Origin of the sequence: Rhodococcus sp. T7, from assembly GCF_009872365.1 — a bacterium.
Classification (GTDB): domain Bacteria; phylum Actinomycetota; class Actinomycetes; order Mycobacteriales; family Mycobacteriaceae; genus Rhodococcus_F.
Genome location: NZ_WXYH01000154.1, coordinates 1 through 19,732, shown reverse-complemented (window position 1 = coordinate 19,732; position 19,732 = coordinate 1). Strand labels below are relative to the sequence as shown.

21 protein-coding genes and 1 tRNA gene are annotated in these 19,732 nt (G+C 69.3%); 14 read left to right on the top strand and 8 right to left on the bottom strand.

Translation table 11 applies throughout. The features are described 5' to 3' along the window. Positions 1 to 22 precede the first annotated feature (22 nt). The 5 genes from mshC to MLGJGCBP_RS16825 form a co-directional block, all read right to left on the bottom strand. Positions 23 to 1,270 (bottom strand): cysteine--1-D-myo-inosityl 2-amino-2-deoxy-alpha-D-glucopyranoside ligase, encoded by a 1,248-nt coding sequence (gene mshC / locus MLGJGCBP_RS16845; protein ID WP_160097041.1) that lies wholly within the window; start codon positions 1,268 to 1,270, stop codon positions 23 to 25. Between the two features lie 72 nt (positions 1,271 to 1,342). Next, positions 1,343 to 2,146, bottom strand: a complete 804-nt coding sequence (locus MLGJGCBP_RS16840) for an SCO1664 family protein (RefSeq protein ID WP_087557006.1) — start codon at positions 2,144 to 2,146, stop codon at positions 1,343 to 1,345. A 3-nt stretch (positions 2,147 to 2,149) separates the two neighbouring features. Beyond that, positions 2,150 to 2,743 (bottom strand): DUF3090 domain-containing protein, encoded by a 594-nt coding sequence (locus tag MLGJGCBP_RS16835; protein WP_087557007.1) that lies wholly within the window; start codon positions 2,741 to 2,743, stop codon positions 2,150 to 2,152. Positions 2,744 to 2,895: 152 nt separating this feature from the next. Beyond that, on the bottom strand, positions 2,896 to 3,594 hold the full coding sequence (locus MLGJGCBP_RS16830; protein ID WP_087557008.1) for a histidine phosphatase family protein: 699 nt from the start codon (positions 3,592 to 3,594) through the stop codon (positions 2,896 to 2,898). 40 nt (positions 3,595 to 3,634) lie between these two features. Continuing rightward, a complete protein-coding gene (locus tag MLGJGCBP_RS16825; RefSeq protein ID WP_072941787.1) occupies positions 3,635 to 4,480 on the bottom strand; it encodes an undecaprenyl-diphosphate phosphatase in 846 nt (281 codons plus the stop codon). A gap of 234 nt (positions 4,481 to 4,714) precedes the next feature. On the opposite strand from MLGJGCBP_RS16825, the gene MLGJGCBP_RS16820 reads away from it, so the two are divergent. The 5 genes from MLGJGCBP_RS16820 (at position 4,715) to MLGJGCBP_RS16800 (ending at position 9,394) form a co-directional block, all read left to right on the top strand. Then, positions 4,715 to 5,644 (top strand): aldo/keto reductase, encoded by a 930-nt coding sequence (locus tag MLGJGCBP_RS16820; RefSeq protein ID WP_087557010.1) that lies wholly within the window; start codon positions 4,715 to 4,717, stop codon positions 5,642 to 5,644. Positions 5,645 to 5,740: 96 nt separating this feature from the next. After that, positions 5,741 to 6,427, top strand: coding sequence for a biliverdin-producing heme oxygenase (locus MLGJGCBP_RS16815; RefSeq protein ID WP_160097039.1), 687 nt, complete (start codon positions 5,741 to 5,743; stop codon positions 6,425 to 6,427). Beyond that, entirely contained in the window at positions 6,424 to 7,458 is a 1,035-nt protein-coding gene (locus MLGJGCBP_RS16810) for a heme/hemin ABC transporter substrate-binding protein (protein ID WP_160097037.1), read from the top strand. The genes MLGJGCBP_RS16815 and MLGJGCBP_RS16810 overlap by 4 nt, the downstream gene beginning before the upstream one ends. Next, positions 7,455 to 8,528 (top strand): FecCD family ABC transporter permease, encoded by a 1,074-nt coding sequence (locus tag MLGJGCBP_RS16805; protein ID WP_160097036.1) that lies wholly within the window; start codon positions 7,455 to 7,457, stop codon positions 8,526 to 8,528. Before MLGJGCBP_RS16810 ends, MLGJGCBP_RS16805 begins: the two co-directional genes overlap by 4 nt. Continuing rightward, positions 8,525 to 9,394, top strand: coding sequence for a heme ABC transporter ATP-binding protein (locus MLGJGCBP_RS16800; protein WP_160097035.1), 870 nt, complete (start codon positions 8,525 to 8,527; stop codon positions 9,392 to 9,394). Before MLGJGCBP_RS16805 ends, MLGJGCBP_RS16800 begins: the two co-directional genes overlap by 4 nt. Positions 9,395 to 9,404: 10 nt before the next feature. Here MLGJGCBP_RS16800 and MLGJGCBP_RS16795 read toward each other — a convergent pair whose 3' ends face one another. Next, positions 9,405 to 9,782, bottom strand: a complete 378-nt coding sequence (locus tag MLGJGCBP_RS16795) for a hypothetical protein (RefSeq protein WP_160097033.1) — start codon at positions 9,780 to 9,782, stop codon at positions 9,405 to 9,407. Between the two features lie 184 nt (positions 9,783 to 9,966). Between MLGJGCBP_RS16795 and MLGJGCBP_RS16790 the strand changes: the two genes are divergently transcribed. The 3 genes from MLGJGCBP_RS16790 to MLGJGCBP_RS16780 are packed head-to-tail and all read left to right on the top strand — an operon-like array spanning position 9,967 to position 12,298. After that, entirely contained in the window at positions 9,967 to 10,977 is a 1,011-nt protein-coding gene (locus MLGJGCBP_RS16790) for a hypothetical protein (protein WP_087557014.1), read from the top strand. Beyond that, on the top strand, positions 10,978 to 11,217 hold the full coding sequence (locus tag MLGJGCBP_RS16785; RefSeq protein ID WP_087557015.1) for a DUF5703 family protein: 240 nt from the start codon (positions 10,978 to 10,980) through the stop codon (positions 11,215 to 11,217). It begins immediately after the preceding gene. 10 nt (positions 11,218 to 11,227) lie between these two features. Further along, positions 11,228 to 12,298, top strand: coding sequence for a quinone-dependent dihydroorotate dehydrogenase (locus MLGJGCBP_RS16780; RefSeq protein WP_160097031.1), 1,071 nt, complete (start codon positions 11,228 to 11,230; stop codon positions 12,296 to 12,298). Positions 12,299 to 12,375: 77 nt separating this feature from the next. Here MLGJGCBP_RS16780 and MLGJGCBP_RS16775 read toward each other — a convergent pair whose 3' ends face one another. Both MLGJGCBP_RS16775 and MLGJGCBP_RS16770 read right to left on the bottom strand, forming a co-directional pair. Beyond that, positions 12,376 to 12,906, bottom strand: a complete 531-nt coding sequence (locus MLGJGCBP_RS16775) for a YbhB/YbcL family Raf kinase inhibitor-like protein (RefSeq protein WP_160097029.1) — start codon at positions 12,904 to 12,906, stop codon at positions 12,376 to 12,378. Positions 12,907 to 12,939: 33 nt separating this feature from the next. After that, on the bottom strand, positions 12,940 to 14,292 hold the full coding sequence (locus tag MLGJGCBP_RS16770; protein WP_160097027.1) for a M20/M25/M40 family metallo-hydrolase: 1,353 nt from the start codon (positions 14,290 to 14,292) through the stop codon (positions 12,940 to 12,942). Between the two features lie 111 nt (positions 14,293 to 14,403). Here MLGJGCBP_RS16770 and MLGJGCBP_RS16765 point away from each other — a divergent pair. The 6 genes from MLGJGCBP_RS16765 (at position 14,404) to MLGJGCBP_RS16740 (ending at position 19,544) form a co-directional block, all read left to right on the top strand. Further along, positions 14,404 to 14,489, top strand: a tRNA-Leu gene (locus MLGJGCBP_RS16765). 72 nt (positions 14,490 to 14,561) lie between these two features. Then, entirely contained in the window at positions 14,562 to 16,013 is a 1,452-nt protein-coding gene (locus tag MLGJGCBP_RS16760) for an SDR family oxidoreductase (RefSeq protein ID WP_087557019.1), read from the top strand. Positions 16,014 to 16,118: 105 nt separating this feature from the next. Continuing rightward, positions 16,119 to 16,535 (top strand): universal stress protein, encoded by a 417-nt coding sequence (locus MLGJGCBP_RS16755; RefSeq protein WP_087557020.1) that lies wholly within the window; start codon positions 16,119 to 16,121, stop codon positions 16,533 to 16,535. A 90-nt stretch (positions 16,536 to 16,625) separates the two neighbouring features. Beyond that, positions 16,626 to 17,036, top strand: coding sequence for a DUF2784 domain-containing protein (locus MLGJGCBP_RS16750; protein WP_160097025.1), 411 nt, complete (start codon positions 16,626 to 16,628; stop codon positions 17,034 to 17,036). A gap of 35 nt (positions 17,037 to 17,071) precedes the next feature. Continuing rightward, positions 17,072 to 18,316 carry a saccharopine dehydrogenase family protein gene (locus tag MLGJGCBP_RS16745; protein WP_160097023.1) on the top strand — a complete coding sequence of 415 codons (1,245 nt, stop codon included), beginning with the start codon at positions 17,072 to 17,074 and terminating at the stop codon, positions 18,314 to 18,316. 262 nt (positions 18,317 to 18,578) lie between these two features. Then, positions 18,579 to 19,544, top strand: a complete 966-nt coding sequence (locus MLGJGCBP_RS16740; protein ID WP_160097021.1) for a sulfite exporter TauE/SafE family protein — start codon at positions 18,579 to 18,581, stop codon at positions 19,542 to 19,544. Positions 19,545 to 19,732 lie beyond the last annotated feature (188 nt).

Genomic DNA, 19,732 nt, shown 5'->3' with positions numbered 1-19,732 from the left:
ACCGCGGGCGGTTAAGAAGTACTCACGGGCGGCGAAGCCGCACACCGAGAAGGGCATCCACCGCCGCGCCGAATTCGCTCGGCGCGTTGGTGTCGGAACCGCCGTTGTCGAGGGCGCGGCGGGCCCAGCCGTCGAGGGCGTCGAGCGCCTTCGGGGTGTCGAGGTCGTCCGCGAGATGCTGGCGGAGCCGGGCGATCGTGTCGGTGGCGGACTGCGCCGACTCGAGCGCGGCGGCGTCCTTCCACAACTGGAGCCGGGTGTGGGCGTCGGCGAGAACCTGCTCGGTCCACGGGCGGTCCTGCCGGTAGTGCCCGGACAGCAGTCCGAGGCGGATGGCGGCCGGGTCGACGCCCTCGCCGCGCAGTTTCGACACGAACACGAGGTTGCCGCGGCTCTTCGACATCTTCTCGCCGTCGAGGCCGATCATGCCGGTGTGCACGTAGTGGCGTGCGAAGCGACGGTCCCCGGTGGCCGACTCGGCGTGCGCCGCGGAGTACTCGTGGTGCGGGAAGATCAGGTCGCTGCCGCCGCCCTGGACGTCGAAACCCGAACCGATGCGGTTGAGTGCGATGGCCGAGCACTCGATGTGCCAGCCGGGACGCCCGGGTCCGAACGGCGACGGCCAGGACGGCTCACCCGGCCGGACCGCACGCCACACCAGCGCGTCGAGGGGATTCTGCTTGCCGGGGCGGTCGGGGTCGCCGCCGCGTTCGGCGAAGAACTTGTCCATCGTCGCGCGGTCGTAGCCGGACTCGTACCCGAACTGTTCCGTCGCGTCGGCGCGGAAGTAGACGTCGGGGAACTCGGGGTCGTCGACGACGTAGGCGGCGCCGGACGCCACGAACTTCTCGACCATCTCGATCACTTCGCCGATCGATTCCACCGCGCCGATGTAGTCGCGCGGGGGAATGACCCGGAGGGCTTCCATGTCTTCGCGGAACAGTGCCGTCTCACGCATGCCGAGGACGACCCAGTCCTCGCCGTCGCGGTTGGCGCGCTCGAACAGCGGTTCGTCCACGTCGGTGACGTTCTGGACGTAGTGCACGTCGTGCCCGGCGTCACGCCAGATCCGGTTCACCAGATCGAACGTCAGATACGTGGCGGCGTGACCGAGGTGGGTCGCGTCGTAGGGGGTGATACCGCACACGTACATCGTGGCCGTGCGTCCGGGGGTGACGGGGCGCACCTGCCGGTCGGCGGTGTCGAACAACCGCAGCGGAGGCCCCTGGCCTGGAACGGACGGGACAGCGGTTTCGGACCAAGACTGCATGACAGCGAGCCTAATGGACCCGCGTTTCCGCCTCGGAGGGAGCCGCCGCCCGCCGTGGTTCGAACGGGTCGCTCAGAACGCGGGCCACGGGATGGGCCGGTGACCGTTCGGCCGGGGCATCACCGGTGCGGCGAGCAGATCCACGGCGCGCTCGTACAGCGCGGCGACCTCGTCGGACGTGATGTGCTCGCCGAGCCGCGCACCGAAGTCGCCCTCGAGCGAGGAGATGAGTTCGGCGATGTCGACGACGAGGGCGCCCGGCACCTCCGTCCCGGCCCACCCCCACAGCACGGTCCGCAGTTTGTTCTCCGTGTGCAGGCAGATGCCGTGGTCGACGCCGTAGACGGAACCGTCGAGACCCTCGAGCGCGTGGCCGCCCTTGCGGTCGGCGTTGTTGATCAGCACGTCGAGGACGGCCATCCGCTGCAGCCGCGGATCGTCCGCATGGATCAGCGCGACCGGTTCGCCGTCCATGTCGGTGGCGCGCAGGATCTCGAACCACCCCTCGGGGACGGCGTCGGGGGCGCAGATGTCGACCAGGTCGAGACCGCCGGTGTCGTCGGCGTGCCGGTCGGGGGTGTCGATCCACCGCTGCACCATCCCCGGGCCGAACGGACCGTCCCGCAGCAGAGTGCGGGGAATCACACCCCACCCGAGTTGCTCGGACACGAGATACGACGCGACCTCGCGTCCGGCGAGCGTGCCGTCCGGGAAATCCCACAGCGGGCGTTCCCCGCGGACCGGCTTGTACACGCAGCGAACGGTGTTCTCACCCGCGACCGCGTCGCAGACCAGGGTGGCGTTACTGGCGTGGGTGATCTGGCCGATGAGGGTCAGCTCGCCGGACTCCAGGGGATCGGACTCCTCGGCAGGCAACCGTCAGTCCTCCTCGTCCATTTCCGGGGTCAGTCCGAAGCTCTGGCCGCGGCGGTACCCGTTGGTGCGGATGCAGATGTGCCCCTCCGGGGCGAGCGGCTCGCCGCACAGCGGGCACGGTGCGCGACCGGCGGCGATGACCCGTTCGGACCGCAGGGAGAAGTCCCTCGCCTGCAGCGGGGTGAGGAACACGCGCACGGCGTCCGGTCCGTCCTCGGAGTCGTCGAGGACCACGGACTCGTCGAATTCCGTCTCGCTGACGGCGAGCAGTTCCACGACGACGGCTCCGGCGTCCGCGTCCCAGCCGAGGCCCATCGTCCCGACGCGGAACTCGGCGTCGATCGGGGTGACGAGTGGGCTGGCGTCGTCGAGTTCGGCCCCTTCCGGGGGTACGTCCGTGCCGAACCTGCGGTGCACTTCCTCGAGGAGAAGTCCCATCCGGTCGGCCAGTACCTGTACCTGCTGTTTCTCCAGCAGGACGCTGATCACTCGCGCCTCGTGTACGGCCTGGAGATAGAACGACCTGTCGCCGGGTTCACCCACCGTCCCGGCAATGAATCGGTCAGGAGTGCGGAATACGTGAATTGCGCGTGACATTGCACCTCCTTCAGCTGGAGCCGGGCCCTACTGCGGCGCTGCCCACTCGTTGTTCCGTCTCGGACTGTTCCTCGCAGCATGCTGCGTTCATTATCCGTCAATCGATACCGGCGGGGTCCGCCTAATCGCTACCGGCGGTGTCCGCCCAATCATCACAACCGGACCTCCCCGCCGGGCACCGATCCGGATACTTCGGCCCGGGCGCCGTCTCCCGACGCCGGGGGCACGTTCACCCCCGACAGATCGGCCCCGGTGTCGTTCATCTTCAGCACGTAGGGGCGGGTGGCGGTGTACCGGACCACGCTGATGGAGGCGGGTTCCGCGACGATCCGCTGGAATCCGTCGAGGTGCGCACCGAGGGCGTCCGCGAGGACGGACTTGATGACGTCGCCGTGCGAGCAGGCCACCCACACGACGTCGCGGCCGTGGAGTTCCGCGAGCCGGGCGTCGTGCTCCCGGACCGCGGCGACGGCCCGCGCCTGCACCTGGGCGAGCCCTTCGCCGCCGGGGAACACGGCGGCGGACGCGTGCTGCTGCACGATCTTCCACAGCGGCTCCTCGAGCAGGACCTTCAGCTCCCGACCCGTCCACTCGCCGTAGTCGACCTCGACCAGCCGGTGTTCCACCACCGGGGTCAGGCCCCGTGCCCGGGCGAGCGGTTCCACCGTCTGCTCGCACCGCACAAGCGGTGAGTGCACGATCTCTTCGATCACCACGTCCGCGAGCCGGGCCACGATCGCCTGCGCCTGCTCGCGGCCGCGGTCGTCGAGTTCGACTCCCGGTGACCGGCCGGCAAGCGTGTGTGCAGTGTTCGAGGTCGACCGCCCGTGGCGCAGCAGCACAACTGTCATTGGCCCAGCCTAGTGTCGCGCACTCCCCGACCGCCCGATCTCAGGTGGCCGACACGACGCCGGTCGCGAGAAGCGACAGGACGATGACGCCGAGGATGATGCGGTAGCCGACGAACCAGTACATGGAGTGGTCGACGACGAAACGCAGCAGCCACGCGATCGACGCGTAGCCGATGGCGAAGGCGATCGCGGTCGCGACGAGGAGCTGCGGGCCGCTCGCGTTGAGACCCTCACCGGCCGGTTCGAACGCGTCCGGCAGGCTGAACAGCCCGGACGCGACGACCGCGGGGATGGCGAGGAGGAACGAATAGCGGGCCGCGGCTTCACGGGTGAGTCCGAGGAAGAGGCCGGCGCTGATCGTGCCGCCCGACCGCGAGACCCCCGGGATCAGGGCGAGTGCCTGGGCCGAACCCATGATGATGCCGTCCTTTGCGCGCAGGTCCTCGACGGGACGCACTTTCCGCCCGTAGTACTCGGCGGCCGCGATGACGAACGCGAACACGATCAGCATGGTGGCAATCAGCCACAGGTTGCGGGCGCCGGTGCGGATCTGGTCCTTGAACAGGAACCCGAGCACACCCACCGGGATCGTGCCGATGATCACATACCAGCCCATCCGGTAATCGAGATCACTGCGATGCTCGGCGTGGAACAGTCCCCGGAACCAGCCGGCGATGATCCGTCCGATGTCGCGGGCGAAGTAGATGAGCACCGCGGCTTCGGTGCCGAGCTGGGTGACGGCGGTGAACGAGGCACCGGCGTCGTCACCGAAGAAGACCTCCGACACGATCCGGAGATGGCCGGACGAGGAGATGGGCAGGAACTCGGTCAATCCCTGGACGGCACCGAGGACAATCGCCTGGAGCCAGGTCATCGCCTCGCCCATCACTCACCGGTCCCGAGGCCGAATGTGCCGCTCTGACGCCAATTTCCCATGTCGCGTTCGTAATTCACCGGCGCCACGGTACCGGGGTGGGTGTGCTCCGGCAGAATCCGGCGTGGCAGGACCCCTGCCACGCGGAACCCCACTACTCTGCTCCTGTGGTGGCCGTTCCCGGGGGGCACCAGCATCGTCGGGCCGAGGCCCGGGTTGCAGCTACGGTACGAGACGCAGGCGGTTATGGAACAGAGATCGGTCGGAGCAAGCGGGTTGCGAGTGTCACGTCTCGGCCTGGGCACGCTCACCTGGGGTCGGGACACCGACGGCGACGAGGCCGCCGCGCAGATCGCGGCGTTCGTCGATGCGGGCGGAACACTCGTCGACACCTCACCCGCGTACGGCGACGGTGCGGCGCAGCGGATCCTGGCGGAACTGCTCGACGACGTGGTGCCGCGCACGGAACTGGTCCTGAGCTCGAGTTCGGGCATCAACCCGGCGGGACCCTCGCGAATCGACTGCTCGCGGCGGGGACTCGTCGCCCAGCTCGACGCGACCCTGCGCGAGCTCGGTACCGACTACCTGGACATGTGGCAGGTCGCCACGTGGGATCCGTTCACGCCGGTCGACGAGATCGCCGCCACACTCGATTTCGCGGTGTCGAGCGGCCGGGTCCGGTATGTCGGGGCGAGGGGCTACCTGGGGTGGCAGCTGGCCACCGCGGCAGGCGCGTCCCGGGGCACCACGCTCGTCGCCACCCAGGTGGAGTACTCGCTCCTCGCCCGGGGCGTCGAAGAGGAACTCGTTCCGGCCGCCGCCCATCACGGCGTCGGGGTGTTCGCGGCCGTGCCGCTGGCCCGCGGGGTGCTGACCGGCAAATACCGCAACGGCATCCCCGTCGATTCCCGCGGTGCCGACGAAGCGCACGCGCAGGACGTCCAGAGCTACCTCACCGACTCCTCCGTGCGGGTGGTCGATGCGGTCGTGACCGCCGCCGACGGTCTCGGCACGTCCCCGCTGGCGGTCGCACTCGCCTGGGCGCGCGACCGTCCCGGCGTCGCGAGCGCGGTCGTCGGGGCCAGGGATATCGCCCAGCTGACCGGAGTGCTCGTCGCCGAGGAGCTGGAATTGCCTGCCGCGATCGCGGCGGCGCTCGACGACGTCAGTGCGTAGCGCGCGGGAGCCGGCGGACGTGCACCTGCAGTTCACGTGCAGGGCAGGCTAACCTGGTGCCCACCGGCCGACGTCCGTAGATCCGCAGGAGAGTCCATGACCACGCTGAACGAGGCCGACGCGGCCGACCGCGGAACCGTCGGCTTCGCCGAGCGCATCAAGGCGGGCACGGACGCCGCTCACCGGGAGACCGAGCAGTCCCGCTTCGTCGGGGCCCTGCTCGCCGGCGAACTCACCTCGGACGGCTACGCCGAACTGCTCGCGCAGACGTACCTCGTCTACCGCGAACTCGAGGACGCCGGGCGCACCCACACCGGCAGCCCCGTCGTGTCGCCGTTTCTCCACGACGAGCTGTTGCGGGTTCCGTCACTGGAAGCGGATCTCGCATTCCTGCGCGGGCCGTCGTGGCGGGACACCGTCTCCGCGCTGCCCGCCACCACCCGGTACGTGGAACGGCTCCGCGAGGTGGCGTACGAATCGCCCGCCGGTTTCGTTGCGCACCACTACATCCGGTACATGGGCGACCTGTCCGGTGGGCAGATCATCCGGCGCATGCTCGAACGCGCCTATGGGTACAGCACCGACGGCCTGCAGTTCTACATCTTCGACGACATCCCGAAACCGAAGGTCTTCAAGGACACCTACCGGGCGAAACTGGACGCCGCGCCGCTGTCTCCGGAGGACCAGCAGCGGGTGATCGACGAGGTCAACCTCGCGTACCGCCTCAACGGCGCCCTGTTCGCCGACCTCGAAGCCGACATCGACCGGTATCGCGCACGATGAAATCGATGTTCCGGGCCCGCGCGGACAGGTCGCTGTTCACCGTTCTCGTCCTGCTCCTGGTGGCCGCGGTGGCAGTGTCGGCGTGCAGTTCCGGCGACAGCGCGGGCGGCACGGGCGGCGCGCGCACGGCGGTCCTCGACGACCTGAATCCGGAGCCTCTCGCGTCCTCGGCGACACCGGCGCTGCCCGTCACGGTCCGCAGCTTCGACGGGGTGGACGTGACGATCACGGACGCGAGCCGGATCGTGACCGCGGACCGCTACGGAACGCTCACCGAGACGGTGTTCGCGCTCGGGCTCGGCGACAACGTTGTGGGCCGGGACATCGCGTCCGAGTTCCCGGCTGCCCAGGACGTGCCGGTGGTCACACCGGGCGGCCAATCCCTCAACGCCGAGGCCATCCTCGACCTGGCGCCGACGGTGATCCTCACCGACACCAGCATCGGACCGCAGGCGGTGCAGGACCAGTTGCGGGCCGCCGGGGTGCCGGTCGTCTATTTCGATCCGACACGCACCCTCGACGGTGTGCCCGGCCAGATCACCGCGGTGGCGAATGCGCTCGGGGTGCCCGAGCAGGGCCGGGAACTCGCGGCCCGCACGGAGAGCGAGATCGCGGCGGCCCGCAGTCGCGCCCCCCAGGGCGAGAATCCGCTGAAGATCGCGTTCCTCTATCTGCGCGGCACCGCGATCACCATGATCGGCGGCCCGGGATCGGGTGCCGATTCCCTGATCGACGCGCTCGGCGCCGTCGACGCCGGTACCGCCTCGGGGATCACCCAGCAGTTCGCCCCGATCACCAGCGAGGCATCGATCGCCGCCGCCCCCGACGTGCTCCTCATGATGACCGGTGGGCTCGAATCGATCGGCGGGATCGACGGCCTGGAGAGGATCCCCGGCGTGGCGCAGACGCCGGCGGGCCGGAACCAGCGGGTCGTGGACATGCAGGACGGGGTGCTGCTGAGTTTCGGCCCCAACACGGGTCGCGTCCTCGGCGCCCTGGCCGACGCCGTCTACCCGGCCGCCACTCCATGACGGTCGAAGACCTCGACGCTCCTTCCAAGCCCTCGTCACGCACCCGGACCGGTGCCGTCCTCGGCGGTCTGCTGATCGCCCTCGCCGTCGCCGCCGTGTTCTCGGCCTGCATCGGTCAGGTGCCGACCGGCCCCGGGGAGGTCGTCGGCAGCATCCTGCACCGCATCGGGCTGGATCTCGGGCCGATGCCCGCGCACCCCAGCGGTGAGGTGACGCTGTGGGAGGTCCGGTTCCCGCGGGTGATCCTCGCCATCCTGGTGGGGGCGGCACTCGGATGTGCGGGAGCGTTGCTGCAGGGTGTGTTCGCCAACCCGCTCGCCGAACCCGGCGTCATCGGGGTGTCCGCAGGTGCCGCGGTCGGTGCCAGCGCCGCGATCGTCGTCGGCGGCGCGTTCGCGGCCGGGTGGACGGTGGCCGCGGCCGCCTTCGTCGCCGGACTGGTCACCACCGTCGCCGTGTATCTCCTGGCCCGGCACGAGGGCCGGACCGAGGTCGTCACCCTCGTCCTGACCGGCGTCGCGGTCAACGCGTTCGCCGGCGGCCTCATCGCGTTCTTCACGTTCGTCGCGTCCCCCGCGGCGCGCGATCAGATCGTCTTCTGGCAACTGGGCAGCCTCAACGGGGCCACCTGGGGCGCGGTCGCGGTGGCAGCCCCGATGACGGTCGCCGGGATCGCGGCCACGATGATGATCGCCGGGAAACTCGACCTGCTCTCGCTCGGCGAGAACGCGGCACGTCACCTCGGCCTCGACGTCGAACGGCTGCGTCAGATCGCGGTGCTGATCGTCGCCCTGCTCGTCTCGTCCAGCGTGGCGTTCACCGGCATCATCCTGTTCGTCGGACTGGTGGTCCCGCACCTGATGCGGATCGCCGTCGGCCCGGGTCACCGGGCCCTGATTCCGGCGAGCGCCCTGTGCGGTTCCCTCGTGCTGCTGCTCGCCGACCTGGGCGCCCGGTCGCTCGTGGCCAACGCGGACCTCCCCCTCGGCATGCTGACGGCCCTCGTCGGGGGGCCCTTCTTCTTCTGGTTGCTGCGCCGCACCCGGGCCAGTCAGGGCGGGTGGGCATGAGTCCGTCGTTCCGCACGCGCGTCGGCGAGGCCCTCGAGCAGAACCTGTTCCGGCGAACCGATCCGGTGCCCCCGCCGCGGCCCTCTGGGGCCGTGACGCTGCGCGCCGACGGCATCGCCGTCACCCGCGGTGGCAGACCTGTGCTCGAAAACGTGTCCGTGGACGTGCGGATCGGGGAGGTCCTCGTTCTCGTCGGCCCCAACGGGGCAGGCAAGTCGACCCTCCTCGCGGCGCTGTCCGGTGATCAGGACGTGCACGCGGGCAGCGTGCAACTCGACGACCGGGACCTCGGCGAGTGGACGGCACTCGACATGGCCCAGCGGCGTGCGGTCCTCCCCCAGCAGAACACGGTCGGATTCTCGTTCACCGCACGCCAGGTGATCACGATGGGCCGATCCCCGTGGGCGCGCACACCCCGCACCGACGACGACACCGCAGCGATCGCCGAGGCCATGCGGATCTGTGACGTCGCGGCATTCGCCGAACGTCCGTTCACCGCGCTGTCGGGTGGCGAGCGCGCCCGCGTGGCGCTGGCCCGGGTCCTGGCGCAGCGCACCGAGACGATCCTGCTGGACGAGCCCACCGCCGCCCTCGACCTCGGCCATCAGGAGACGGTGATGCGCCTCGCGCGCTCCCGCGCGGAACAGGGCACGGCGGTGGTGGTCGTCCTCCACGACCTCGCGCTCGCCGCCGCGTACGCGGACCGGATCGTGGTCCTCGAGCAGGGCCGGATCGCCGCCGACGGGCCGCCCGGAGACGTCCTGTCCGAGGACTTGCTGACCCGGGTGTACGGGCACCCCGTCGAGGTCATCGCGCACCCGGTGACCGGCGCGACTCTCGTCCTCCCCCGCCGCGACCACCGCTAGTGGCCGGCGGTCACAGTCCGTCGATAACCGCGCCCAGACGGCTGAGGACAGCACGAACGGTAATGCCGTCCTCCGTACTCGCCATCCGGGAATCGGGCGACCCCGCCGCCAGGAAATCGGGATGGGACACGGCGTCCCGCACGACGGCGACGATGCTGCGCTCGTCGGTCAGGTCGATCTCCCGGACCGAGCGCCGCGCGGACGCCACGATGTCGTCCGGGTCCGGGACCTCGGTTTCGACGTCGGCGCGGTACACCTCGACGTGCATCGTGCTCTTGCGCACGCGGAATGCGTAGGAGTTACCTTCGGCGGTCCGGCCGAAGCCGTGCGCGTGCGGTCCGACCGAGATGTCTTCGACGGTGAACGTCGGCGTTTCGGGTGTTTCCACGGTCTGCTCCTCGATGACCTGGGCCGGCGGTCGGGAGACCACCGGGCGCGGGGTCGATGGTTCTCACGGTATCGCCTCGGCACCCGCTCGGCACCGACCGCATTCGTGGGCGTTTCGCGGATCAGGGATGCTAGTGGACAGTTGTGCAGGTGTAGGTCGTTGAGAGAACCCCGAGGAGCAGCAGATGGGTAGACCGGGAGCGCGCGTCGTCGCCTCGTGTATCGGAGCGGCATTTCTACTGGTCACGGGTTGTTCGTCGAACTCCGATGAGGATCAGGCGATCACGATCGCGCCCGCGACCGCCGCGCAGTCCCCGGCGCAGGGCACCGCGCCCGCGGGTGTCGTCCACCCCGTCGGCCTGCCGATCGAGTCGACCACTTTCGACCCCGAGACCCGCACGACCGTCGTCCTCAGCGGCGAAGGCAACGAGATCCTGCTGTTCCCGGCCGGCGATTTCACGGCGGCTCCGCGGACGATCCCGCTGGACGGGGCCGTCGCCCAAGTGTCCCTGGCTCCCGGCGGTGTGGCCCTTCTCGCGATGAATACGCAGGTGGGACGGCTCGACCTGCGCACGGGTGAGGTGACGTTCGTCCCCGCCGACGGCGATGTCCGTTCGGTCGCGCAGTTGTCCGACGGCCGGCTGGCGATGGGTCTGGGCAATGGCGAGATTCACATCGTGAACACCGAGACGAACGAGTCACAGGTGATCGACGGCCTCACCTCCGTCGACGGGCTGGCCGTCGTCGGCGACTCGCTGACCGCCCTCGACCGCGGGCAGACGTCCGTCACCGCCGTCGACGTCCCCGGTTCCGCGCTCGGCGTCGCGCTGCGCGCCGGCGAAGGCGCGACGCAACTCACCACCGACCACTACGGGCGGATCCTCGTCACCGACACCACCGGCGACGAACTGCTCGCCTACACCACCGACACGCTGATGCTCCGCCAGCGGTTCCCGGCCGGACTCGCCCCGTACGCCGTCGCCTACGACGACACCGCCGACCGGGCATGGGTCACGCTGACCGGAACCAACGAGGTGGTCGGATTCGACCTGTCCAGCGGTGTCGGCGTGGAAACAGCCCGGTATCCCACCGTCCGGCAGCCGAATTCTGTCACTGTGGATACCGTGAACGGTGACCTCCTGATCGGTTCCGCGACGGGAGACGGCTTGCAGCAGATCCCGACGAGGAGTTCGTAGATGGCATCGCATTCACGTCGACTCCCCTCCGGGTGGGAGATCGAATCCGAGGACTACGAGTACGTGCCGCTTCGGCTGCCACCCGACGTCACCCGCGTCAGCGCATCGATGCGCTTGGCCCTCCAGGCGGAATTCGGCGGCTGGGAGCTGTCGCGGGTCCGCCTGTACTCCGACGGAAGCCGCCGGGTACTGCTCAAACGAAGGAAGACCGCTCACCATGTCCCCGACCCCGCAATCTAGGGAGACCTCCTTGTACCACCTGCTCTTACAGGTGATGTTCCGCCTTCCTCCGGAGCGGATTCATCACCTGGCCTTCGCTGCGATGCGCCTGGTCACGCGGTTCTCGCCGCTGCGCCCACTCGTCGGCAGGGTTCTCGTGGTGGACGATCCGATTCTGCGGAACACCGTGTTCGGACTCGACTTCCCGGCGCCGCTCGGGCTGGCCGCCGGGTTCGACAAGGACGCCACCGGCGTCGACGCCTGGGGTCCTCTCGGATTCGGGTTCGCCGAGGTGGGCACCGTCACCGCCCAGGCGCAGCCCGGCAACCCGGCTCCCCGCCTGTTCCGGCTGCCCGCGGACCGCGCCCTGATCAACCGGATGGGGTTCAACAACCACGGCGCAGGCAACGCGGCCAATCACCTGCGTCAGCGCCGGGCCGGTGTCCCGATCGGCGCGAACATCGGCAAGACCAAGATCGTCGACGCCGCGGACGCCCCCGCCGATTACACGGCGAGCGCGCAACTGCTCGGCCCGCTCGCCGATTTCATGGTGGTCAACGTCAGCTCGCCGAACACCCCGGGACTGCGCGACCTGCAGGCCGTCGAATCTCTCCGGCCGCTGCTGCGTGCGGTTCTCGACACCGTGACCGTCCCGGTGCTGGTGAAAATCGCACCGGACCTGTCCGACGACGACGTCGACGCGGTCGCGGATCTCGCCCTCGAACTCGGCCTCGCCGGCATCGTCGCGACCAATACCACCATCCGCCGGGACGGGCTGAACACCCCGGATGACGAGGTGACCGCGATCGGCGCGGGCGGATTGTCCGGACCTCCGGTCGCGGAACGATCCCTCGAGGTCCTGCGCCGCCTGCACGCGCGGGTCGGGGATCGTCTGGTGCTGATCTCCGTCGGCGGCATCGAGACGGTCGACCAGGCGTGGGAACGCATCCTCGCCGGGGCGTCCCTCGTGCAGGGGTACACCGGCTTCATCTACGGCGGCCCGTTCTGGGCTCGCCGCATCCACAAGGGGCTGGCCCGGAAGGTGCGCGAGGCCGGCCACTCCTCGATCGCCGATGCGGTCGGCGCCGGCGCCGTGCGCTGACGGAACCCGCACCGAGACCGGTGGCCGGCGAATCCCGAGGATTCGCCGGCCACCCGTGTCTTCCGGAACCACCGGAGTTACTGCTCGTACGTCCCCTGGATCTTCGCGCGGGCGATGGCGTGGGAGAACAGGTTGAACCCCAGGAACGCGGGCGTCGAGTCGGCCGTGACCCCGTCGAGGGTCTCCACGTCGACCGCGTGGACCACGAAGATGTAGCGGTGCGGCCCGTGACCTGCCGGCGGGGCGGCGCCGAGGAAACGACTCAGTCCGGCGTCGTTCTTCAGCGTGATCGCACCGGCCGGGAGCCCGGTGCCGTCGTCGTCGCCCGCGCCGCTCACCAGCGTGGTCGTGTCGACCGGGATGTTGGCGACCGCCCAGTGCCAGAACCCGGATGCCGTCGGCGCGTCGGGGTCGTACACCGTCACCGCGAAGCTCTTGGTCTCGGCGGGGAACCCCGACCACGACAGCTGGGGTGAGTTGTCGTAGCCGCCGGCGCCGAAGATTCCGCTGACCTGTTCCTTGCTCAGCGGCTGCCCGTCAGTGACGTCGGTGGAGGTCAGCTCGAAACTCGGCAGGTCGGGAAGGGCCTCGTACGGGTCGTGTGACATGCGGTTCCTCTCGTGTCGCGTATCGGTTTTCGATCAGCTGTGGAGCAGAAAATGTTCCAGCACGCGTGTACCGAACAGTAGTGCGTCCACGGGTACCCGTTCGTCGACGCCGTGGAACAGCGCGCTGAAATCCAGGTCGGCGGGCAATTGCAGCGGTGCGAATCCGAAGCACCGGATGCCGAGCTTCGCGAACGCCTTGGCGTCGGTTCCTCCCGACAGCATGTACGGCACGGTCCTCGCGCCGGGGTCGTGCGCGAGGATGGCGTCGTTCATGGCGTCGACCAGGTGCCCGTCGAACGTGGTCTCGTAGGAGTCGAGCTTCGTGATCCATTCGCGCTGGACGTCCGGTCCGATGAGCTCGTCGACCGTCGCCTCGAACTCGGCCTGCCTGCCGGGCAGGATCCGGCAGTCGACGACGGCCTCCGCCGTCTGCGGGATGACGTTGGCCTTGTAGCCGGCGGACAGCATCGTCGGGTTCGCGGTGTCGCGGAGCGTGGCACCGAGGATGTTGGCGATGGTGCCGAGTTTCGCGAGGGTGCCGTCGAGGTCGGGCGACGTCGGGTCGAAGTCGAGTCCGGTCTCCTCCCCGGCCACTTGGAGGAATTCGGCCACCGAATCGGAGATGACCAACGGGAATGTGTGCGCCCCCAGCCGGGCGACCGCCTGCGCCAGGATGGTGACGGCGTTGTCGCCGTGCAGGAACGAACCGTGCCCGGCCCGGCCCTTCGCGGTCAGCCGCATCCATCCGAGACCCTTTTCCGCGGTCTCGACGAGATAGAGCCTGCGGTCGGTGCCGTCCGGGCGGGCGACGGTCAGGGAGAACCCGCCGACCTCGCCGACGGCTTCCGTGACCCCCTCGAACAGATCGGGACGATTCTCGACCAGCCACTGGCAGCCGTACTTGCCGCCGGCCTCCTCGTCGGCGACGAACGCGAACACGAGGTCGCGGGGAGGAACGATGCCCTCCGCCTTGAACTGGCGGGCGACCGCCAGGATCATCCCGACCATGTCCTTCATGTCGACCGCGCCGCGACCCCACACGTAACCGTCCTCGACGGCTCCGGCGAACGGGTGGACGCGCCAGTCTGCCGGTTCGGCGGGGACGACGTCGAGGTGACCGTGCAGCAACAGTGCGCCGCGGTCGGGGTCCGAACCCTTCAGCCGCGCGAAGACGTTGCCGCGGCCCGGTGCGCCCGACTCCACATATTCGGTCTCGTAGCCCACTTCCTGCAGCTGGGACGCCACCCACTCCGCACACTCGCGCTCGCCCTTCGTCGTCGCGAGCTCTCCGGTGTTGGACGTGTCGAAGCGGATCAGTGAACTGACGAGATCCACGACCTCGGCTTCGGCGCGACCCTGGCCTGGGGTTTCCTGTGTAGTTGGCACTCCACTTTCCTACCACCGGTCAGGCGGAAACGCTCAGGTGAGAGGGGCGATTTGGGCCGTGGCGGTTCATCGGTTAATCTTTTGCAGCACCCAGGAAATGGGGGCAGGCAAGTCCGAGTGGCGGAATGGCAGACGCGCTAGCTTGAGGTGCTAGTGTCCTATTAACGGACGTGGGGGTTCAAGTCCCCCCTCGGACACTCTGAGTTGAGACAGACGAAAAAGCCCCGGTTCACTGAACCGGGGCTTTCTTCGTGAGAGGGCGAAGTTCGATGGGCGAAACAACGACGATCGATCCGGCGGATCTGGAGATCTGCCTGAAAGTTCTCGATCTGGCCGCAGACCTCGACGACGCGGATCCCGATTCCGTCACGGTCCAGCGTGCTGTCGGTCACCTTTTCAAGAAGCTGAAAAAGCGCAGGCGCATCGCGGCCCGCGACGCCGTCTCCGAGGCCGACCGCAAGGTCGTCGCCGCCACCGCGACGGGTTCCCCCGACCGGATCGACGACGAGACCGCGGGCATTCTGCTGACGTCGAACGCCGACGGCGCGTCCGCGGGCACCCTGATCCGGCCCCGCCCGTGCTACATCTGCAAGCAGCGCTACACCCGGGTCGACGCGTTCTACCACCAGTTGTGCCCCGAGTGCGCGGCGAAGAGCCGGGCCAAGAGGGACGCGCGCGCCGACCTCACCGGACGCCGCGCGCTGCTGACCGGTGGTCGCGCCAAGATCGGCATGTACATCGCCCTGCGGTTGCTGCGCGACGGCGCCCACACCACCATCACGACCCGCTTCCCCAACGACGCCATCCGCCGCTTCAAGGCGATGGAGGACAGCAGCGAGTGGATCCACCGCCTGCGCGTGGTCGGCATCGATCTGCGCGACCCGGCGCAGGTCGTCGCGCTCGCCGACTCCGTCGCCGCCCAGGGCCCGCTGGACATCCTGATCAACAATGCCGCGCAGACGGTGCGACGCTCGCCCGGCGCCTACAGCGCGCTGGCGGACGCCGAATCCGGTGCACTTCCCTCCGGCGACCTTCCCGACGTCCTGACGTTCGGCAAGACGAGCGACGCCCACCCGGCGGCGCTCGCCGGGTCGCTGTCCGACGTGTCCGTGATGGCGGGCGCCGCGCTGTCCCCCGACGCGGTGAGTTCGCTCGCGCTGGTCGCGAAGTCGGCGTCTCCCGACCGGATCGACCAGGGTCTCGCGATCGACGCCGGCGGTCTGCTGCCCGATCTCGCGCACACGAACAGCTGGGTCCAGACGGTCGAGGAAGTCGACCCGATCGAGCTGCTCGAAGTGCAGTTGTGCAATTCGGTCGCCCCGTTCATCCTCGTCTCCCGGCTGCGTCCCGCGATGTCGGCGGCAGGTGCCCGCCGCAAGTACGTGGTGAACGTCTCCGCGATGGAGGGCCAGTTCAGCCGCGCCTACAAGGGTCCGGGGCATCCGCACACCAACATGGCGAAGGCCGCCCTGAACATGCTCACGCGCACCAGCGCGAAGGAGATGCTCGAGGACGGCATCCTCATGACAGCGGTGGACACCGGGTGGATCACGGACGAGCGGCCGCACTACACCAAGATGCGCCTGGCAGACGAGGGTTTCCATGCCCCCCTCGACCTCGTCGACGGCGCCGCCCGCGTCTACGACCCCATCGTCCAGGGCGAGCAGGGCGTCGATCTGCACGGCTGCTTCCTGAAGGACTACGAGCCCTCACCCTGGTGATCGGGCACCACGCGGCTCCCCGTTCGAGAGCATCGACACAGCAGGAGCACTCTCCGGCACGGGGATAATGGACGTGGTACCGATCCCTGAATATGGAGGCGCTTCATGGCGATAGCCGTTGTCCACCGAGACAGCCCGGAAGGCCGGGCGGCCATCGTCCACGCCGCCCGCGAGGCTGTGCAACGACGGGAACAGCTACTAGTCCTCCACGTCCTCGACGACGACCCCGGTCAGGATGCCGAGTCCGACCGGTCCGCTCTGCGCGCCGAGATCCAGGCGACGCTCGAGAGTGGCGGGGTCGGCGAGTCGTCGTGGGAACTGCGCACCAGCGAACACGACGGCGATCAGGTGAGCGCACTGCGCGCGCTGGTCGACAGCAGCGGCGCGGACCTGCTCGTCGTGGGCACCCGGCGCATGTCCCCGGTCGGCAAGTTCCTCCTGGAACGTTGGCTGCAGCGGCTCCTGCTCGAGGTCGACATTCCGATCCTGGTGGTCAAGGACGAGGCGCGCGGCTCGGCCTGATCCCGCCGCCGAGCCCGTTACCCCGTGAACCCGGCAGACCGCGCCTACGATGGCGTTTGGGGGGACACTTCGAAGGTCAGGGGTGCATCGATGGGGAGCGTGGTCTTCTACGAGGTCGTCGCCGGCGCGACGGTCGTCGCACACCTGATCTTCATCCTCTACGTCGTGTGCGGTGGCTTTCTCGCCTGGCGGTGGCCGCGGACCATCGCCCTCCACCTGGCCGCGGTCGCCTGGGGATTCACCGGCCTGATCGTCGGCATCGACTGCCCGCTGACGCATCTGGAGAGCTGGGCCCGGGTCCGCGCCGGGCAGGACCCGCTCCCCTCGTCCGGGTTCATCTCCCACTACCTCACCGGCGTGGTCTACCCGGAATCCGCCGCGGGAGCGATCCAAACACTCGTGGCGCTGGGCGTCGTCACGTCGTGGGCCGGTTACGTCGTGCTGCGGGTCCGCACCCGGACACCCCTCGCACCGACCCGCCCCGGCGGTGCCGGACTCTGACCCCACCCTTCCCTACCGACGAGTAGGGTCGTGCCATGACAGACAACACGCGTGAATTGGATCTCGTCGTCTACGGGGCCACCGGCTTCGTCGGCAAACTGCTCGCCGACTATCTCGCTCAGCACGCCCCGGACGGTGTCCGGATCGCGCTCGCGGGACGGACCGCCGCCAAACTGGAGGCGGTGCGGTCCTCGCTCGGTCCGCGCGCGGCAGACTGGCCCGTCATCGTCGCGAACTCCGACGACGCCGCGTCGCTCGCCGCCCTGGCGGGACGCACCCGCGTGGTCGCGACGACGGTCGGGCCCTACGCCAAGTACGGACACGCACTCGCCGCCGCCTGCGCCGAGGCGGGCACCGACTACGTCGACCTCACCGGGGAGGTGCTGTTCGCCCGCGAGAGCATCGACGCCAACCACGAACGGGCCCGCGAGACCGGCGCCCGGATCGTCCACTCCTGCGGTTTCGACTCCATCCCGTCCGACCTCGGGGTGCACGTCCTGCACGCGAAGGTCCGGGAGGACGGCGCCGGCGAACTCACCGACACCACCCTGGTGGTCACGTCGCTGCGCGGCGGCGTCAGCGGCGGCACGATCGATTCGCTGCGCACTCAGGTGGACGTGTCCAAGAAGGACGCGGCGTCGCGCCGTCTCGCGGCCTCTCCGTACTCGCTGAGCCCCGACCGGTCGAAGGAACCCGATCTCGGCAAGCAGACCGACATGGGCGTGGTCGACGGCAAGACCATCGCGCCCGGCGTCAAGGGTTGGAAGGCACCGTTCTTCATGGGCCCCTACAACACGCGGGTCGTGCGGCGGAGCAACGCGCTCCGCGACTGGGCGTACGGCCGGGAATTCAAGTACCGCGAGGTCATGAGTGTCGGCAGTTCCCCGATCACGCCGGTGATCGCGGGTGCGGTGACGGCCGGCCTCGGCGCGCTGATCGCCGGCATGGCCCTCCCGCCCACCCGGTACGTCCTCGACCGCGTCCTGCCCTCACCGGGCGACGGTCCCAGCGAGGAGGCGCAACGCAACGGCCACTTCACCGTCGACGTGTACACGACCACCACCACGGGCGCGCACTACACGTCGCGGGTGAAGGCGAAAGGTGACCCCGGCTACCGCGCCACCGCAGTGATGCTCGGCGAATCCGCGTTGAGTCTCGTCCTCGGCGGCGCCGCGCTGCCGGACGCGGCGGGCGTCCTCACTCCGGCGACGGCGCTCGGCGACGTGCTGGTTACTCGGCTGCGCGACGCGGGCTTCGAGATCTCTGCGCGAAAACTGTGAGCGGTCGGGCGCGTGTGAAGATGACACGCGCCCACCCCTGCCGCTAATGTCGAACCCTGTGCGCGGACAGCCGTGCACACGACGAGAGATTCGGGAGTTCGAGTGAACGGCACGAGCGCGCAGGCAGGCCCCGCGGCCTCGCTCGCCCTCATGCCCTTCTGGCCCTCCCGCCGAGGCCATGCCTTCGACCAGGGATGTTGCTGACCAGCCTGCTCGCTGGTCATTGCTGTCCTGACGGTTCGCTCTCTCGGTCGGAGTCTCGATGTTCAAGCTCTTGATTTTCACGCTGGTCGGCGTGGGTGCCCAGCTGGTCGACGGCGCCCTCGGCATGGCGTTCGGCGTGACTGCGACCACCCTGCTCGTGTTCAGCGGCGTCGGGCCTGCCCACGCCAGCGCAGCCGTGCACTTCGCCGAGGTAGGCACCACGCTCGCCTCCGGCGCGTCGCACTGGCGGTTCCGCAACATCGACTGGCCGCTCGTCCTTCGCCTGGGCGTTCCCGGCGCCATCGGCGCATTCCTCGGCGCGACGGTGTTGTCGCAGTTGTCGACAGCCGCCGCCGTCCCCGTGACATCCACGATCCTGCTGGCAATCGGCGTCTACGTCCTCCTCCGCTTCTCGATCCGCCCTCCCGCCGTCAACGACGCCCGGACGTCGCCGCACACGGCGAAGTTCCTCTCACCGCTCGGACTGTTCGGTGGATTCATCGACGCGAGCGGTGGCGGCGGCTGGGGACCGATCACCACCAGCACGCTGCTCTCGCGCGGCAAGACCGCGCCGCGCACCGTCATCGGCTCGGTCAGCGCGTCGGAGTTCCTGGTGTCCGCCGCGGCCAGCATCGGATTCATCTTCGGGCTCGGCAGCGACTTCTTCGACAACATCCCGATCATTGCGGGTCTGGCGCTCGGCGGAATCATCGCCGCACCGGTCGCCGCGTGGCTCGTCAGCCGGGTGCCTGCGACCCTGCTGGGCACCGGTGTCGGCGGCATCATCATCATCACCAACGCGCAGAAGCTGTTCAAGACGTTCGACGTGACGGGGGCCGTCGCCGTCCTCGGCTACGCCGCTCTCGTGGCGGTGTGGGCCGGACTGCTGGTCGTCGCCTGGCGCCGTTCGCGTCTCAGCGCCGCAGAGGCCGCGGGCGATCTGCACCGGATCGACGCCGAGATCAACACTCCCAGCGAGCCGGAAGCGCAGCCCCTGGAGCCGTCGACCGGCGAGAAGGCCTGACCTCACCTCACCCTCCGCCCGATCGAGAAGCCGCCGGACATCTGCCACACCGCATCCCTACCAGCGGGTAACATTGGTCGCGGTTCATGGCACCCGTCCGGTGCTCCGATAGCGGAAGGTGAGTCATTTCATGACTGAGCGTGTTGAGGTCGGCGGTCTGCAGGTCGCGAAGGTGCTCTACGACTTCG

Coding starts and splice junctions, on each gene's coding strand:
- mshC (WP_160097041.1), bottom strand. CDS start 1,270: ATGCAGTCTTGGTCCGAAACCGCTGTCCCGTCCGTTCCAGGCCAGGGG.
- MLGJGCBP_RS16750 (WP_160097025.1), top strand. CDS start 16,626: ATGGGGAGCGTGGTCTTCTACGAGGTCGTCGCCGGCGCGACGGTCGTC.
- MLGJGCBP_RS16830 (WP_087557008.1), bottom strand. CDS start 3,594: ATGACAGTTGTGCTGCTGCGCCACGGGCGGTCGACCTCGAACACTGCA.
- MLGJGCBP_RS16790 (WP_087557014.1), top strand. CDS start 9,967: ATGGGTAGACCGGGAGCGCGCGTCGTCGCCTCGTGTATCGGAGCGGCA.
- MLGJGCBP_RS16775 (WP_160097029.1), bottom strand. CDS start 12,906: ATGTCACACGACCCGTACGAGGCCCTTCCCGACCTGCCGAGTTTCGAG.
- MLGJGCBP_RS16800 (WP_160097035.1), top strand. CDS start 8,525: ATGAGTCCGTCGTTCCGCACGCGCGTCGGCGAGGCCCTCGAGCAGAAC.
- MLGJGCBP_RS16745 (WP_160097023.1), top strand. CDS start 17,072: ATGACAGACAACACGCGTGAATTGGATCTCGTCGTCTACGGGGCCACC.
- MLGJGCBP_RS16785 (WP_087557015.1), top strand. CDS start 10,978: ATGGCATCGCATTCACGTCGACTCCCCTCCGGGTGGGAGATCGAATCC.
- MLGJGCBP_RS16760 (WP_087557019.1), top strand. CDS start 14,562: ATGGGCGAAACAACGACGATCGATCCGGCGGATCTGGAGATCTGCCTG.
- MLGJGCBP_RS16815 (WP_160097039.1), top strand. CDS start 5,741: ATGACCACGCTGAACGAGGCCGACGCGGCCGACCGCGGAACCGTCGGC.
- MLGJGCBP_RS16810 (WP_160097037.1), top strand. CDS start 6,424: ATGAAATCGATGTTCCGGGCCCGCGCGGACAGGTCGCTGTTCACCGTT.
- MLGJGCBP_RS16755 (WP_087557020.1), top strand. CDS start 16,119: ATGGCGATAGCCGTTGTCCACCGAGACAGCCCGGAAGGCCGGGCGGCC.
- MLGJGCBP_RS16835 (WP_087557007.1), bottom strand. CDS start 2,743: ATGTCACGCGCAATTCACGTATTCCGCACTCCTGACCGATTCATTGCC.
- MLGJGCBP_RS16805 (WP_160097036.1), top strand. CDS start 7,455: ATGACGGTCGAAGACCTCGACGCTCCTTCCAAGCCCTCGTCACGCACC.
- MLGJGCBP_RS16740 (WP_160097021.1), top strand. CDS start 18,579: ATGTTCAAGCTCTTGATTTTCACGCTGGTCGGCGTGGGTGCCCAGCTG.
- MLGJGCBP_RS16825 (WP_072941787.1), bottom strand. CDS start 4,480: ATGGGCGAGGCGATGACCTGGCTCCAGGCGATTGTCCTCGGTGCCGTC.
- MLGJGCBP_RS16820 (WP_087557010.1), top strand. CDS start 4,715: ATGGAACAGAGATCGGTCGGAGCAAGCGGGTTGCGAGTGTCACGTCTC.